This window comes from Streptomyces sp. NBC_01465 (genome assembly GCF_036227325.1).
GTDB lineage: Bacteria > Actinomycetota > Actinomycetes > Streptomycetales > Streptomycetaceae > Streptomyces.
Genome location: NZ_CP109467.1, coordinates 271384 through 286194, shown reverse-complemented (window position 1 = coordinate 286194; position 14811 = coordinate 271384). Strand labels below are relative to the sequence as shown.

The following is a 14811-nucleotide window of genomic DNA, read 5'->3' as shown; positions in this document are numbered from 1 at the left end:
ACACTCCGCGGACGGCGCATGGGTGAGTATGGGCGGATGAACACTGCAGAGTTTTTGGCGGACGCGTTCGGACGCGTCCAGGAGGAAGTGCACGGCGCGATCGACGGCCTCTCGCCCGAGGAACTGGAGTTCCGGCCGGACGAGGGCGCGAACTCGATCGGCTGGCTGGTGTGGCACCTCACCCGCGTACAGGACGACCATGTCGCCGACGCGGCCGGTCTCGACCAGGTGTGGACCGCGCAGGGCTGGGCCGGCCGGTTCCAACTGGCCCTCGACGACGGAGAGACGGGGTACGGGCACACGGCCAAGGAGGTCGCGGCGGTCCGGGCCGTCTCCGCCGACCAGTTGCGCGGGTACTACGACGCCGTGCACGAGCAGACCCTGTCCTTCGTACGGAGCCTCGACGACGGTGCGCTCGACCGGATCGTCGACGAACGGTGGACACCGCACGTCACCCTGGGCGTGCGGCTGATCAGCGTCATCTCCGACGATCTGCAGCACGCGGGCCAGGCGGCGTACGTACGGGGCCTGCTGCAACGCCGCTGACGATCGGTCACCCCCGCAGGTGAGGAGCCCGCGCCCCTTCCGGATTCTTGGAACACGTTCTACTGTGTGCGCCGCCGCAGGGACGGACGGACAGCGAGACGCCTGGAGGGGCCGTGCACCTCGAATACACGCCTGAGCAGCAGCAGTTGCGGACCGAACTGCGCGCCTACTTCGCGGAGTTGGTTCCCGACAACGCCTATGCGCGCTACGGCGACCCCGCGGCCCAGAAGCAGTTCTACCGCGAGACCGTCCGGCGTCTGGGCACCGACGGCTGGCTCGGCGTCGGCTGGCCCAAGGAGTACGGCGGCCGCGGGCTCTCCCCGATGGAACAGTTCATCTTCTTCGACGAGGCCGCCCAGGCCGGCGTTCCGCTGCCGCTCATGGCGCTCAACACCGTCGGCCCCACGATCATGCAGTTCGGCACCGACGAGCAGAAGGCGTACTTCCTGCCGAAGATCCTCAAGGGCGAGATCGACTTCGCCATCGGCTACAGCGAGCCGGACGCGGGCACCGACCTCGCGGCGCTGAAGACCCGGGCCGTGCGCGAGGGCGACGAGTACATCGTCAACGGCCAGAAGATCTGGACCACCAACGGCGACACGGCCGACTGGGTCTGGCTCGCGGTACGCACCGACCCCGACGCCCCGGCCCACAAGGGCATCACCATGCTCCTGGTCCCGACCTCGGACCCCGGCTACACCTGCACCCTCATCAACACCCTGGCCTCGCACGACACCACGGCCAGCTACTACGAGAACATCCGCGTCCCCGTCACCCGCCGCGTCGGCGAGGAGAACAAGGGCTGGCGGCTGATCACCAACCAGCTCAATCACGAGCGCGTCACCCTCGCCGCCCACGGCACCATGGCCATCCGCGCGCTCCACAACGTCCAGCGCTGGGCCGCCGACACCAAGCTCGCCGACGGCCGGCGCGTCATCGACCTCGGCTGGGTCCGCGGCCGCCTCGCGAAGACCCACACCAAGCTCGACGCGATGAAGCTCCTCAACTGGCAGATGGTCAACGCCGTCCAGAACGGCACCCTCACTCCCCAGGACGCCTCCGCCGTCAAGGTCTACGGATCGGAGGCGCGCCGGGACGCGTACGCCTGGCTGATGGAGGTCGTCGGTGCGGCGGGCGCACTGAAGGAGGGCTCGGCGGGAACCGTGCTCCACGGTGAGCTGGAGCGCGGCTACCGGTCCGCCGTCATCTTCACCTTCGGCGGAGGCAACAACGAGATCCAGCGCGAGATCATCTCCTGGATCGGCCTGGGAATGCCGCGCGTACGCCGCTGACGCATCAGCTTCCCAGGGTGGCGATGGCCTTCTCGATGCGCCGTTGGCGCGTCTCGGGCTTCTTCGCGCTCTCGATGGCGCGCACGTGCTCGCGCTTGCGGCTGTACGAGAGGTGGTCGTAGGCGGCGCGGGCAGCCGGGTCGTCGTCCAGGGCCTGCGTGAAGTCCGCAGGTTCGACGACGACGCGCGGCTCGGTGTCGAGCTCCACCTCGACCTCGATCTCCTCGCCGATCTCCACCTCCGCGGCCTCCCTGTTGGCATGGCTGAGGCCGATCAGGTGGCGGCCGCGCAGGTGGGCGAGCCGGCTCTTCCAGGAGTGCCCGTTGATCGTGATCGTCACGGGCGGCCGGGAGCCCTCGCCGAGCGCTGCTACGACCTCGGGCGGAACTTCCAGCCCCCGCATGGGCTCGGGCGGCTCGACAATGGACTGAAACTTCATGGTCTTCTCCTGTCCTGGAAGGCGGTGAGGCAGAGCTCGTGGCTACTCCGCGTAGGGCTGGTCGGCGCCCTGGGCGCTGTAGCCGAGACTCCAGATGTAGCCCTCGGGGTCGGCGAAGGTGCCGCCGTACCCGCCCCACGGCAGAGCGCCGGCGGGCTTGAGGACCGTGGCGCCGGCCTTCTGGGCCTCCGCCATGATCTCGTCGACCCGCGCCTCGCTGCGGACGACATAGGTCATGACCAGTCCGCTGAAGCCGCTGCCCTCCTGGTCCGTGCCCACCTGGCCGGCGAGGCCCTCGCGGCTGTAGAAGCCGACCGGCGAGGCGCCGTCCGACGCGAAGAACACCGAGATGCCGAAGTCGCTCTGGATCTTCCAGCCGAGCCCCTCGGTGTAGAACTGCTTGGCCCGGTCCATGTCCCGGACGCCAAGAAGGATCGAGCTGACGTGCGCCTTCATGTCCTGCTCCTTGTACTGGGGTTGTGTGTGACCATCACGCTAGAGGCCGCACTGCGGCCGGGGCTTCTCGATTCCTGACCGGTCCTGGCCGCCCGCTCGATGCGGCGCGCCGTCAGGTACGCGTACGGCGACTGGCCGTAGGCGGCCCGGAACTGCCGGCTCAGCTGTCCGGCGGGCATGTTCGCATCACGGGCGAGCGCCTCCACGTTCAGCGGCTGTGCGTATTCCCTGTCGATCCGGTCGCGGACCCGGCGCAGCCGCGCGAACTCGGCCAGGCGCTGCGCCTGGACGCGTGCGCGCCGCCATTCGGACTGGCACATGTGAACCCTCCCCCTCGTCGCGGCTCAGCGCAGCTCTTGGATGCGGACCAGGTTGCCCGCGGGGTCGCGGAACGCGCAGTCGCGGATGCCGTACGGCTGCTCGGTCGGCTCCTGGACGACTTCGGTGTCGCCGGCCTGCACCTTGTCGAACGTGGCGTTGAGGTCCGGGGTGGCCAGCAGGATCCAGCCGTAGGTGCCCTTGGCCATCATCTCGGTGATGGTGTTGCGCTCGTCCTCGGTGATGCCGGGATCGGCGGCGGGCGGCGCCAGAAGGATCGACGTGCCCGGCTGGCCGGGCGGGCCGACCGTGATCCAGCGCATCCTGCCCTGCCCGACATCGCTGCGGACCTCGAAGCCGAGGACGTCGCGGTAGAAGGCGAGCGACGCGTCCGGGTCGTCGTGGGGCAGCGCCGTCGTGTGAATGGTGATGTCCATGGTCAGCAGGCTAGAGCGGCTGCGTGCACCGCGCTTCTTGATTCCTGATCGGTCAGGTCACGACTCGGGCGACGAGGTCGTGGATCAAGAACTCCCCGGGGCTGCGGTTCTCCTTGAGGCGGGCGAGGTTGCCGGCGTCGAACCAGTCGTGGGCGGAGTGCTTGGACCACTCCAGCGTGGGGTGGTCCAAGTCGCCGTCGACCTCGACGAGATAGTCGGCCTCGTGACGGAGTCCACCGCCGTCGTCGCCCGTCCAGGTGGTGGTGCCGAGGAACTGCCGCACGTGGGTCAGGCGCCAGCCCGTCTCCTCCTCGACTTCGCGCGCAAGGGCCTCCAGCAATGTCTCGCCGGCCTCGACGTGTCCGCCCACGATGTCCCAGGTGTCGGGAAACAGACGGCGGTCGGGGCTGCGCTTCTGGGCGAAGGCCCGGCCGTGCCGGTCGAGGATGACGGCGCCGACGGTCCAGATCTCGTCCGGCGCAGGATCGGGCACTTCGACGCCGCGGTGGACTGTGTACGACGGGTTGTGGGCGGGCATCGCGCGCTCAGGCCAGTGCCAGGAAGAGCTTCTCCAACTCGGCCTCGGTGAGCGGTGGTTGCTCGCCGTCTGCCGTGTTGATGCAGTCCCGCATGCCGGAGGCGATGATCTTGAATCCGGCGCGGTCCAGGGCGCGGGAGACGGCGGCCAGCTGAGTGACCACGTCCTTGCAGTCCCTGCCCGCCTCGATCATGGTGATCACCGCGGCCAACTGCCCCTGGGCGCGGCGCAGCCGGTTGAGGACGGGAGTCATCGCTTCCTGGTTGCCGCTCATGATCTCTCCTTCGGGGCTCAGTCGCGCAGTGCGCGCCGGGTGGAGTCCAGCGTCGCGGACGAGGGGCGGTTGAAAGGCAGTTTGCCGAGGACCGCAGCCATGCCGCAGGTGTTGCTCAGTCCCGAGTAGACCAGGCCCGAAGCCACCCCGGCAGAGATGAGCCGTGCCCTCGGTGCGCGCAGGCCGACGGCGAGGCCGGTCAGCACCAACATCCCTGCGGTGAAACGGACTTGGCGGTCCATCGCCCAGACGGCGCGTCCCTCGTGCGGGGCGGTGTCGACGGGAAGGCCGGCCGCCTGCCAGGCCTGGGTTCCGCCCGTCAGGCCGGTGGCCCTGACGTCGGCGGCCGCCAGTCGTTCGCAGGCGGTGGCGGACCGGCTGCCCGCGGCGCAGACGACCACGAGTTCACGGCGGGCCGAGGCCTCGCGCAGGTCGGGCACGAGCTCGCCAAGGCTGTCCAGGGGGACGTTGATCGCGCCGGGGATGTGTCCGGCGGCGTACTCGCCGGGGGCCCGGACGTCGAGGACGTACGTCTTGTCCAGGTCGCGCAGGTTCAGCTCGGCGGGGGAGATGGTCTCGATCACAGTGGTGCTCTCCGGGTGTTGCGGGCGGGCGGGGGAGGTCAGACGGTGGTGTGGGCGGCGGCCCAGGTGGCGTAGCCGCCGTCGAGGTTGGCGGCGTCACGGCCGAGACCGGCGAGGAGCCGCTGGGCGTTGTGGCCGCGCAGGCCCACCTGACAGTGAACGATCAGTTCGCCCTCCGGCAACTCGGCCGCGCGGTCGCGCAGTTCGTCGAGGGGGATGTTGACCGCGCCGGGGATCGCACCCTGGGCGTGCTCGTCGCGTGTGCGTACGTCCAGGACTGTCGCCCCGTCACCGGCGTCGAGTTCGTGCCACTGCACGGTGCGGACCGTGCCGGTGGTGAGGTTGTCCGCGATCAGGCCTGCCATGTTCACGGGGTCCTTGGCCGATCCGTACGGCGGGGCGTACGCCAGCTCCAGATCGGCGAGATCGGGTGCGGTGAGGCCGCCCGCCATCGCGGTGGCGATGACGTCGATCCGCTTGTCGACGCCGTCGGTGCCGACCGCCTGGGCGCCGAGAATCCGCTGGTCGCGCGGGTCGAAGAGCAGCTTCAGCGCGATGGGGGAGGCGCCGGGGTAGTACCCGGCGTGCGAGCCCGGGTGCAGATGGACCGCCTGGTACGGGTGGCCGGCGGCGCGCAGCCGCTTCTCGTTCCACCCTGTCGCGGCGGCCGTCAGGTCGAAGACCTTGACCACGGCGGTCGATGTGGCGGGCCGGGCGGTCACCTTGCGCCCCGCGATGGCGTCCGCGACGAGCCGGCCGTGCCGGTTCGCGAGATTGGCCAGCGGTACGAGTACGGAATCACCGGTGAGGGCGTCGCGCTTCTCGGCGGCGTCGCCGACCGCGTAGATCTCCGGGTCGCTGGTGCGCCCGGAAGCGTCCACCGCGATGCCGCCGCGCGGCCCGATCTCCAGGCCGGCCTCCACCGCCAGAGCGGTCTCGGGCCGTACGCCGATGGAGAGCAGGACCAGATCGGCCGGCAGCGTCCGGCCGTCGGCGAGGACGACGGAGTCCGGCAGGACCTTGTCGAGCTGTGCGCCCAGCTCGACCCGCACGCCGTGCTCGCGCAGCCGGGCGGCGACCGGTGCCGCCATCTCGGGGTCGAGCGGGGCGAGGACCTGGTCGGCGAGCTCGACGAGGGTGACGTCAAGACCGCGCTCGCGCAGGTTCTCCGCGGCCTCGACCCCGATGAAACCGCCGCCCACGACGACCGCGGTGCGGGCGCCCGCGCCGAGGTCCCCGGCGATCCGGTCGGCGTCCGTCACGTCCCGCAGCGTCCGGGCGCGCTCGATGCCGGGCAGGTCAGGGACGAAGGGGCGGGCGCCGGGGCTGAGGACGAGGCGGTCGTACGACTCCTCGTACGTGCGGCCGCCCGCCACCTCGCGCACGCGGACGGTACGGGAGGCGCGGTCGACGGCGACGGCCTCGTGCCGTACGCGCACGTCGATGCGGAAGCGGGCGTCGAGCGACTCGGGGGTCTGCAGGAGCAGCGCGTCACGTTCCTCGATCGCGCCGCCGAGAAAGTACGGAAGGCCACAGTTGGCGTAGCTGACGTGGGCGCCGCGCTCCAGCACGACGATCTCGGCCTGCTCGTCGAGACGGCGCAGACGCGTCGCGGCGGACATACCGCCGGCCACGCCTCCGATCACGATGACCTTCATGTGCTTCTCCTGGCTCAGCTGCTCGTGCCCCCTGGTGTGTATACCCCCCAGGGTATCAGAAGATGCCCCGGGGGGTATCTGAGCGGGGCTGGAGTCGGCCGGGATAGCCTGCGGTCAGGAGGTGCGGCATGAGCGACGCGGACCCGGGACTCTTCGGCCCCGACTCGGTGACCTGGCAGGTGCACGCGGACCCGGTCATGTGGATCGGCGGAATCCGGGCCCTGTACCTCCAGGCGCTTCATCCCCGGGCCGTGCGCGGGGTCATGGAGAACTCGGACTTCCGGCGCGACGCCTGGGGGCGGCTGATGCGTACCGCCGGGTTCGTCGGGACCATCACCTACGGCACCACCGACGCCGCCGAGAAGGCCGGCGCCCGCATCCGGAAGATCCACAGCAGGCTCGGGGCCACCGACTCGCGGACGGGAGAGCGGTACGGCGTCGACGAACCCGACCTGCTCCTGTGGGTGCACTGCGCGGAAGTCGACTCCTACCTCCAGGTCCTGCGCCGCTCCGGCTACCCGATCAGCAGGGCGCAGGCCGACCGCTACGTCGACGAACACCGCCAGGGCGCACGCCTCGTCGGCCTCGACCCGGACGGGGTTCCCTCCAGCACCGCCGAACTGGCCGCGTACTTCGAGAAAGTACGGCCCGAACTCGCCGCCGGTGCGGACGCCCGCGAAGTCGACGACTTTCTGCGGCGGCCCCCGATCCATGCCCTGCTCGTCCCGGCGCGTGAAGTGATCTGGCGGCGCGTGGCAGCCCTCGCGTACGCCTCCCTGCCCCCTTACGCCCATGAGCTGTACGGCAGGAGCGCGCCCGCCCCAGAAGCCGTCAGCCGTCAACTCACCGTCACGGGAAACCTCCTGCGCTGCATCCCCGGGCGTATGCGCTGGCAGCTGCCCCCAGGTCACATTCTGAAAGCAATGACGCGCCTGGGCCCCGACGCGCGGCCTGCCCCGTACAAACTCCCGGGCCGGGCAGCCATACTGGACGAGCCGGGGAGGGCGAAGCGACACAACGGGGGCGACAGCACGAGATGGCGGACACCAGGCTGATCCACGGCCGGTACCGGCTGCTCGATCTGATCGGGCGCGGCGGCATGGGCGAGGTGTGGCGGGCGACGGACGAGTCGCTGGGCCGGCGCGTCGCGGTCAAATGCCTCAAGCCACTGGGACCGCAGCAGGACCAGTCGTTCACCAGAGTGCTGCGCGAACGTTTCCGGCGCGAGGCACGGGTGGCGGCCGCGCTCCAGCACCGCGGGGTCACCGTCGTCCATGACTTCGGCGAGGACGACGGCGTCCTCTATCTGGTCATGGAGCTGCTCGACGGCCGCAACCTCAGCCAGCTCCTGGAGGCCAACAAACAGCACCCGCTGCCCGTGGCCGACGTCGTCGACATCGCGCAGCAGGTCTCCGCGGCCCTCGCGTACACGCACGAACAGGGCATCGTCCACCGGGACCTGAAGCCCGCGAACATCATGCGACTCACCGACGGCACGGTGAAGATCTGCGACTTCGGCATCGCCCGCCTCGGCCACGACATCGGCTTCACCTCGCGGCTCACCGGCACCGGCATCGCCATGGGCACCCCGCACTACATGTCGCCCGAGCAGATCAGCGGCGGCCATGTCGACCACCGCAGCGACCTCTACTCCTTCGGCTGCGTCCTGTACGAGATCTCCACCGGCGTCCCGCCCTTCGACCTCGACGACGCCTGGGCGGTCCTCGTCGGCCACCGCGACACGATCCCCGAGCCGCCGCGCACCCACCGTGCCGAACTGCCGGAGTACTTCAACCGAGCCGTCCTCGACCTCCTCGCCAAGTCCCCGGAGGAGCGGCCCGAGGACGCCAGGGACCTGGGCCGCAGGCTCGCCGCCGGGTACCACGCCGGGAACACCCCCGGCCACACCCTCCCCGCCCAGCAGCTGCCCGCCCTGCCCGCCCTGCGCGCCCCCGAGCAGCGCCCCGAACAGCCGCCGTCGCGCGCCCCGCGCCTGCCGTCCTGGACCCGCGGCATGACCACCGGGCACAAGGCGACCGGCACCCGGACGCTCACCCCCACCCCGCCCGACCACGCGGCGGCCCTCACCGGCGAGTGGACGACGCCCGCTTCGCCCCGGTCCGGCACACCCGTACAGCCTCCCAGGACCGAGCACCCCACCCCGTCGCCCGAACGGCTCGCCGTCCTCGCCAGCCAGCACAACGCCGGACTCAGCCTCAGCCGGCTCGGCCGCTGGAACGAGGCGGGCGAGGTGCACCGCACCGTCGCCGCCGAGCGCGAGCAACTGCTCGGCCCCGACCATCCGGACACGCTCTCCAGTCACTACGAGGTCGGGTTCACCCTCAGCCGCACGGGACTTGCCGCCGACGCGCTGCGCGAGTTCTCCCGGGTCGCCGACGGCCGCGAGCGTTCGCTCGGCGCCGACCACCCCGAAACGCTGGGCGCGCGGCAGGAGATGGCGTACGTCCTGGGGCAGCTCGGCCGCCACTTCGAGGCGCATCAGGTGTACGTGGCAGTTCTCGCCGCCCGCGAGCGGACGGTCGGTCCGGACCACGCGGACACCCTGCGCTGCCGGCACAACCTCGCGTTCAACCTCAGCAGGCTGGGGCGCCTGGAGGACTCGTACCGGATGGCGCACGAAGTGGCCTCCGCGCGCGCCCGCGTCCTCGGCGCAACCCACCCGGACACGCTGGTCACGCGTTATGAAGTCGCCTACGCGCTAGGTCAGTTGGGGCGCTGGCCGGAGGCGCTGCAGACCTACCGCGAGGTCGCGGCGGCCCGCGAGCGGGCGCTGGGTCCCGACCACCCCGACACCCTTGCCGCCCGCTACGAGGTCGGCATCAGCCTGGGCCGCCTGGGCCGCAGCGCGGAGGCCCTGGAGCTCTACCGCACCCTGGTCGACGACCGCACCCGCGTGCACGGCCCGAACCACCCCGAGACGCTGCGCGCCCGCCACGGCCTGGGCGTCAACCTGGGCCGCCTGGCGCGCTGGGAGGAGGCGCTGACCGAGGCCCGTGACGTGTGCGCGATCCGCGAGCGGGTCCTGGGCGCGGACCACCCCGACACCCTCGTCAGCCGCCGCGAGGTCGCGGTCGGTCTGGGCTGGCTGGGCCGCTGGGGAGACGCGCTCGCCGTGTACCGCACGGTCGCGGAATCCCGCGAGCGGGTCCTGGGCGCGGACCATCCCGACGCCCTGGCCAGCCGCAACGACGAAGCACACTGTCTGGAACAGCTCGGCAGGGGCCCCGAGGCGGTGGAGCTGTACCGCCGCGTCGCAGCCCTGCGCCAGCAGCGCGGGTCCGGAGCGCACTGAGGTCTGGCCGCCGGTGATCACCACGTGTTACGAAGAGACATGCACGCACCCACTCGTGACGCGTACGACGTCGTGATCGTCGGCGGTGGCCACAACGGTCTGGTCGCCGCCGCCTACCTGGCCCGCGCAGGACGCTCCGTCCTCGTCCTGGAGCGCCTCGGCCGGACCGGCGGAGCCGCCGTCTCCACCCGGCCCTTCGCCGGGGTCGACGCACGCCTCTCCCGCTACTCGTACCTCGTCAGCCTCCTGCCGCAGAAGATCGTCCGCGAGCTCGGGCTCGACTTCGCGGTACGGGAGCGCACCGTCTCCTCGTACACCCCGGCCCTGCGCGACGGCCGCCCCACCGGCCTGCTCGTCGGCGGGGGAGAGGACCGCACCCGCGCCTCCTTCGCCGCGCTCACCGGCAGCGACCGCGAGTACGCCTCCTGGCAGCGGTTCTACGGAACGATGCGCCACGTCGCCGAACGGGTCTTCCCCACCCTGACAGGGCCGCTTCCCACCCGCGCCGCACTCCGGTCGCGCATCGGTGACGACGACGCCTGGCGGATGCTCTTCGAGGAGCCCCTTGGGGTTGCCGTCGAGCGCGAGTTCGCCGACGACCTGGTCCGCGGCGTCGTCCTCACGGACGCCCTCATCGGCACCTTCGCCGACGCCCACGACCCGTCACTCGCCCAGAACCGCTGCTTCCTCTACCACGTCATCGGCAACAGCACCGGCGACTGGAACGTCCCCGTCGGCGGCATGGGCGCCCTCACCGACGCCCTCGCCGCGGCCGCGCGCGACGCGGGCGCGGAGATCGTCACGGGCCGCGAGGCCACCCGTATCGAGACCGACGGGACCCGCGCCGAGGTCACCTTCCGCGACGACAGCACCGAGACGGCGGTCGCCGCCCGGCACGTCCTGGTGAACGCCTCGCCGCAGGCCCTGGCCGAGCTCGTCGGCGACGAACCCGCCGACCCGGCCGAGGGCGCCCAGCTCAAGGTCAACATGCTGCTGCGCCGGCTGCCCCGACTCCGCGACCGCTCCGTCGACCCGCGCGAGGCCTTCGCGGGAACCTTCCACATCGCCGAGGGATACGGGCAGTTGGGGACCGCGTACGAGGAGGCCGCCTCCGGCCGGCTCCCGAGCGCGCCGCCCTCGGAGATCTACTGCCACTCCCTGACCGACCCCTCGATCCTGGGCCCCGAACTCGCCGCCGAGGGCTACCAGACCCTCACTCTCTTCGGCCTGCACACCCCCGCACGCCTCTTCGCGCAGGACAACGACACGGCCCGCGACGAGCTCCTGAAGTCCACCCTCGCGCAGCTCGACGCCCACCTCGACGAGCCCATCGCCGACTGCCTGGCCCTCGACGAGGACGGCCGCCCCTGCATCGAGGCGAAGACCCCGCTCGACCTGGAGCGCGATCTGCGGCTGCCCGGCGGAAACATCTTCCACCGGGCCCTCGCCTTCCCGTACGCGGACGAGTCGACCGGCCGCTGGGGCGTCGAGACCGCGCACGCGAACGTCCTGCTCTGCGGTGCGGGCGCGGTCCGCGGCGGCGGCGTCAGCGGCATCCCCGGCCACAACGCCGCCATGGCCGTACTGGAGGGGACCCCCTAACCGAAGACCCCCCGCAGCGCGGCCAGTTTGCGCGGCAGGTCGTACTCGGCGCCGCCCTCGTGCCCGTTGTACGGAAAGACCTCGATCTCCGCGGGGCCCGCATAGCGGTGGTAGGCGGCGAAGACCGTCGAGGACGGGCAGACCTTGTCCATCAGGCCCACCGAGAACCAGGCCGGACAGGTCGCGCGGGCGGCGAAGTTGACCGCGTCGAAGTACGACAGGGTCTCCATCGCCCGCTCCACCGAGAAGCGGTGGCCCGAGAGCCAGCGGGCGATCTCCGCGTAGGGGCCGCTGTCGGTGATCTGCGAGGCGCGCCGGTAGTGGGAGAGGAACGGTACGTCGGCGACGGCCGCCACCACGTCGTCCCGCAGTCCGGCGACGGCCAGCGTCAGCCCGCCGCCCTGGCTGCCGCCGAGTACCGCGACGCGCGAGGAGTCCACCTCGGGGTGGGCCTTGACCGCGTCGACGGCCCGCACGGCGTCGGTGATCAACCGACGGTAGTAGTGCCGGTAGGGGTCCTCGATGCCGCTGGTGAGGAAGCCGGGGGACGAGGAGCCGTGCCCCTCGGGGGCGATGTCGGGGGTGTCGGCGGTGTTCTTGCCGCCGCCGCCCTGGCCCCGGTTGTCCATCACCAGATGGGCGTAGCCCAGCGCGCTCCAGGTCAGCCAGGAGTACGGGATGCCCCGGCCCCCGTTGTAGCCGATGTACTGGACGACGGCAGGCAGCGGCCCGCTGCGGACGCGCGGCAGCATCAGCCACGCCTTCACAGGCTGCCCGCCCCAGCCGCTGAACGTCACGTCGAAGACGTCGACGGTCGCCAACCCGCTCTCGTGCCGGGCGAATTGGGCGTCCAGCGGGTGGCGCTGCGTCTCAGTAAGGGTCTTCTCCCAGAACGCGTCGAAGTCCGCGGGCTCCTCCGGCTCCGGCCGGTAGTCGCGCAGCCGGTCCAGGGGCATGTCGAACAGCAAGGTCAGCTCCTTGTCAGAGTGAGGGTGAGGGTCGCGCCGCGCAGGCCGGCCGTGTCGGCGGTGACGCGGATGCCGTCGGGGGTGGGCTCGGTCCGTACGCCCGGATCGGCCGAGAGAACCTTGAGGCCGCGCAGCGCCAGGTCGACGACCACCTGCGCGCGCAGCTGTGTGGGGTCGGAGAGGGAGACGGTCACCGTCTTGCCCTGCGGCCGCAGCAGGACCGATGCCGGTCCGTCGGCGGTCAGTTCCTGCGCCCGGCCCGCCGCCCAGAAGTTCGCCGCGAGCAGCCCGTCGGCGCAGCGGCGCACCGCGTGCACGGCGGTCGTCGTGGCGACGGCACGCACCGGCGGGGCGGCGGCCAGCTGCCCGGTGCGGGCGGCGGAGGCGGCGGGCGCCTGGAGCCAGAAGTAGCCGGCGTCGGACGGGGCCGTGCCGTGGTCGTGCCAGAGCGTCAGGTACGGGCGGGTGACAGGGGTGTCTGTCCCGTACTTGAGGTTGATCTCCCGCCAGGTCGCGGTGCGTTGCTCGCGCAGCGTCCGGACGCGGGCCGGCTGCGGGAAGACGTAACCGCCCGTGCCCTCCACGTGCAGCCAGCGCACCGCGTCGAGGTCGGCGGTGCCGGGGGCGGTGGACGCGGGGGAGCCGTTGACGGTGAGGGGCGCGGCCGGGTCCCGCAGCTTGCGGTTCTCCACGATCGTCTCGACCGTGCCCGCGTCCGCGGTGATCCCCGAGCCCACGCACGCGATCACGTCGTCCAGACAGAACCAGCTCTTCAGCGCGCGGAGTGAACTCCCGTACGCGCGCAGCTCCATGCCGTACGCACCGAGCGTCGTCCCCGGCAGCGCGGTGCCGCCCGCCCAGTCCGCGGTCGACGTGGTGCGCTGCCCGTCCGCGTCGGCGGGGCGCCCGGCGACCACCGTGATGCCGGGCAGGCGCGTCGGGTCGACGGTCGGCCAGTAGTCCTCGCTGTAGTGGCCGAGGTCGTCGGTGTAGAGGAGCACCATGCCGTCGGAGAGGTGCCAGGCGTGGAGGTTCTCGTTCTGGATCGACTCGTAGTTGTAGATACGGGTCGAGTACGCGGAGATGCCGAGCGCGAAGGCGGGGCGGTGGTGCGCCGCTTTGTCCATCAGCGGGTGCTGCTTGTGCGTGACCAGCGGGCCGCGTGCGGGGACGGGACCCGCGAGGACCTGCTGCGCTGCCACCAGCGAGGCCAGGTCGGTGGCGGCCAGGAAGTCGCGGTAGGTGTCCTCGGTGATCCACTGCTTGACCAGCGCGGTGAAGCGGTCCGCGGTCTCCCCGGGGAAGCCGGGGATCAGCCGCAGCACCGCCTCGATGACCGTCTGCGCGGAGACATGGCCCTGCTTGCTGGGGCGGGCGATCTCCCGTCCGCACACCGAGGCCATCACGTCACCGCGCGCGATCAGCGGGTCGAAGCCGTCGTCGACCCAGCGGCGGACGTTGTCGAGGTCCGGGTCGGTGACGGTCCACTCGGAGGAGGCGAGCAGATTCAACAGCCGGGAGAGGTTGTTGAGGAGCTCCTTGCCGTAGCCGCCGTTGTAGGGGTGCTTGTAGTGCTGGAGGAAGGAGCCGTCGGAGTAGAAGCCCTCGCCGGTCCCGTCGGCGCCGCCCGTACGGTCGTTGAAGGCCAGGACGCTGTTGGCTCCGCCGCCCTCCACGTCCGAGAGCGCGTCACGGACCCGGGTCAGCGCGGCGCCGTCGTCGCTCAGGACGGCGTTGACGGCGACGACCGTGGAGATCCACACCCGGTTGGCGCCGGTCGCGATCTGGCGGTCGACGCGCCAGAGGTTCGGGTCGGGCGTGTACGAGCGGACGGCGTCGGTGATACGGGTCAGCCGTTCCGTACCGAGGGCGTCGTACAGCAGGACGGCGGCATCGTTGAGGGCGAGCGCCGAGCCGATCTCCCAGTCCCAGTCGTTGTCGAACCGCGTCATGCCGGGCCCGTAGCGGTGCGTCAGCATCCAGTCCAGCGAGGCCAGGAGCAGCTGAGCGGTGGCCGCGTCCCCGTACTGGGGGGTGCCGGGCACGGCCCAGGCGGTGGCGATCGTGGCGATGCGCTTGAAGGAGGTGGTGACGTGGTTGGAGAGCGTGGTGCTCGTCAGATCCGGCCACAGACCGTCGGTGCGCGTCGGGTCGAGCCCCTTCGCCGTGGTGGTCGCCGTCTTGCCGATCCGGGCCACGGCGGCGGCGATCCGGGGGTCGGTCAGGTCGAGTCCGGGGCCTCCGGTGAGGAGGGTGTGCCAGCGGGTGCGGAGGGCCGCGGCGTCACCGGTGGCGGCGAGGGCCGGTATCGCGGGCAGGGCGAGGGCGGTGGAGAGTGCGGCCGCGCCCACGAGGACGGTGCGTCTGGTGGTGCCTGATGTCATGG

At 71.6% G+C, this 14811-nt stretch carries 14 protein-coding genes and 1 pseudogene; 5 read left to right on the top strand and 10 right to left on the bottom strand.

Features of this window, described 5'->3' with window-relative positions; genetic code table 11:
- Positions 1–36: 36 nt before the first annotated feature.
- Both OG707_RS01135 and OG707_RS01130 read left to right on the top strand, forming a co-directional pair.
- Positions 37–546, top strand: coding sequence for a mycothiol transferase (locus tag OG707_RS01135; protein ID WP_329113311.1), 510 nt, complete (start codon positions 37–39; stop codon positions 544–546).
- A gap of 113 nt (positions 547–659) precedes the next feature.
- Positions 660–1838: an acyl-CoA dehydrogenase family protein gene (locus OG707_RS01130; RefSeq protein WP_329113309.1), complete on the top strand. Its 1179-nt coding sequence runs from the start codon at positions 660–662 to the stop codon at positions 1836–1838.
- Positions 1839–1842: 4 nt separating this feature from the next.
- Here OG707_RS01130 and OG707_RS01125 read toward each other — a convergent pair whose 3' ends face one another.
- The 8 genes and pseudogenes from OG707_RS01125 to OG707_RS01090 form a co-directional block, all read right to left on the bottom strand.
- Positions 1843–2277, bottom strand: coding sequence for a YdeI/OmpD-associated family protein (locus OG707_RS01125; RefSeq protein WP_329113307.1), 435 nt, complete (start codon positions 2275–2277; stop codon positions 1843–1845).
- A 42-nt stretch (positions 2278–2319) separates the two neighbouring features.
- Positions 2320–2733: a VOC family protein gene (locus OG707_RS01120; protein ID WP_329113305.1), complete on the bottom strand. Its 414-nt coding sequence runs from the start codon at positions 2731–2733 to the stop codon at positions 2320–2322.
- Between the two features lie 89 nt (positions 2734–2822).
- A pseudogene (locus OG707_RS01115) lies at positions 2823–3053 on the bottom strand (AraC family transcriptional regulator); the annotation flags it as partial.
- A gap of 24 nt (positions 3054–3077) precedes the next feature.
- Positions 3078–3488 carry a VOC family protein gene (locus OG707_RS01110; RefSeq protein WP_329113303.1) on the bottom strand — a complete coding sequence of 137 codons (411 nt, stop codon included), beginning with the start codon at positions 3486–3488 and terminating at the stop codon, positions 3078–3080.
- Positions 3489–3540: 52 nt separating this feature from the next.
- Entirely contained in the window at positions 3541–4026 is a 486-nt protein-coding gene (locus tag OG707_RS01105; protein WP_329113301.1) for an NUDIX hydrolase, read from the bottom strand.
- A 7-nt stretch (positions 4027–4033) separates the two neighbouring features.
- Entirely contained in the window at positions 4034–4300 is a 267-nt protein-coding gene (locus OG707_RS01100; RefSeq protein ID WP_329113300.1) for a metal-sensitive transcriptional regulator, read from the bottom strand.
- Between the two features lie 17 nt (positions 4301–4317).
- Positions 4318–4884, bottom strand: coding sequence for a rhodanese-like domain-containing protein (locus OG707_RS01095; protein ID WP_329113298.1), 567 nt, complete (start codon positions 4882–4884; stop codon positions 4318–4320).
- A gap of 38 nt (positions 4885–4922) precedes the next feature.
- Positions 4923–6542 carry an FAD-dependent oxidoreductase gene (locus tag OG707_RS01090; RefSeq protein ID WP_329113296.1) on the bottom strand — a complete coding sequence of 540 codons (1620 nt, stop codon included), beginning with the start codon at positions 6540–6542 and terminating at the stop codon, positions 4923–4925.
- A gap of 128 nt (positions 6543–6670) precedes the next feature.
- On the opposite strand from OG707_RS01090, the gene OG707_RS01085 reads away from it, so the two are divergent.
- From OG707_RS01085 to OG707_RS01075, 3 genes are read left to right on the top strand one after another with little or no spacing between them, the layout of a single operon-like run.
- Positions 6671–7597: an oxygenase MpaB family protein gene (locus tag OG707_RS01085; protein WP_329113294.1), complete on the top strand. Its 927-nt coding sequence runs from the start codon at positions 6671–6673 to the stop codon at positions 7595–7597.
- Positions 7579–9855 (top strand): serine/threonine-protein kinase, encoded by a 2277-nt coding sequence (locus OG707_RS01080; RefSeq protein WP_329113291.1) that lies wholly within the window; start codon positions 7579–7581, stop codon positions 9853–9855. The genes OG707_RS01085 and OG707_RS01080 overlap by 19 nt, the downstream gene beginning before the upstream one ends.
- 39 nt (positions 9856–9894) lie before the next feature.
- Positions 9895–11457 (top strand): phytoene desaturase family protein, encoded by a 1563-nt coding sequence (locus OG707_RS01075; RefSeq protein WP_329113289.1) that lies wholly within the window; start codon positions 9895–9897, stop codon positions 11455–11457.
- Here OG707_RS01075 and OG707_RS01070 read toward each other — a convergent pair.
- Both OG707_RS01070 and OG707_RS01065 read right to left on the bottom strand, forming a co-directional pair.
- A complete protein-coding gene (locus tag OG707_RS01070) occupies positions 11454–12425 on the bottom strand; it encodes an acetylxylan esterase (RefSeq protein WP_329113287.1) in 972 nt (323 codons plus the stop codon). The genes OG707_RS01075 and OG707_RS01070 overlap by 4 nt on opposite strands.
- Before the next feature lie 2 nt (positions 12426–12427).
- On the bottom strand, positions 12428–14809 hold the full coding sequence (locus OG707_RS01065) for a polysaccharide lyase 8 family protein (RefSeq protein ID WP_329113285.1): 2382 nt from the start codon (positions 14807–14809) through the stop codon (positions 12428–12430).
- Positions 14810–14811: the final 2 nt, after the last annotated feature.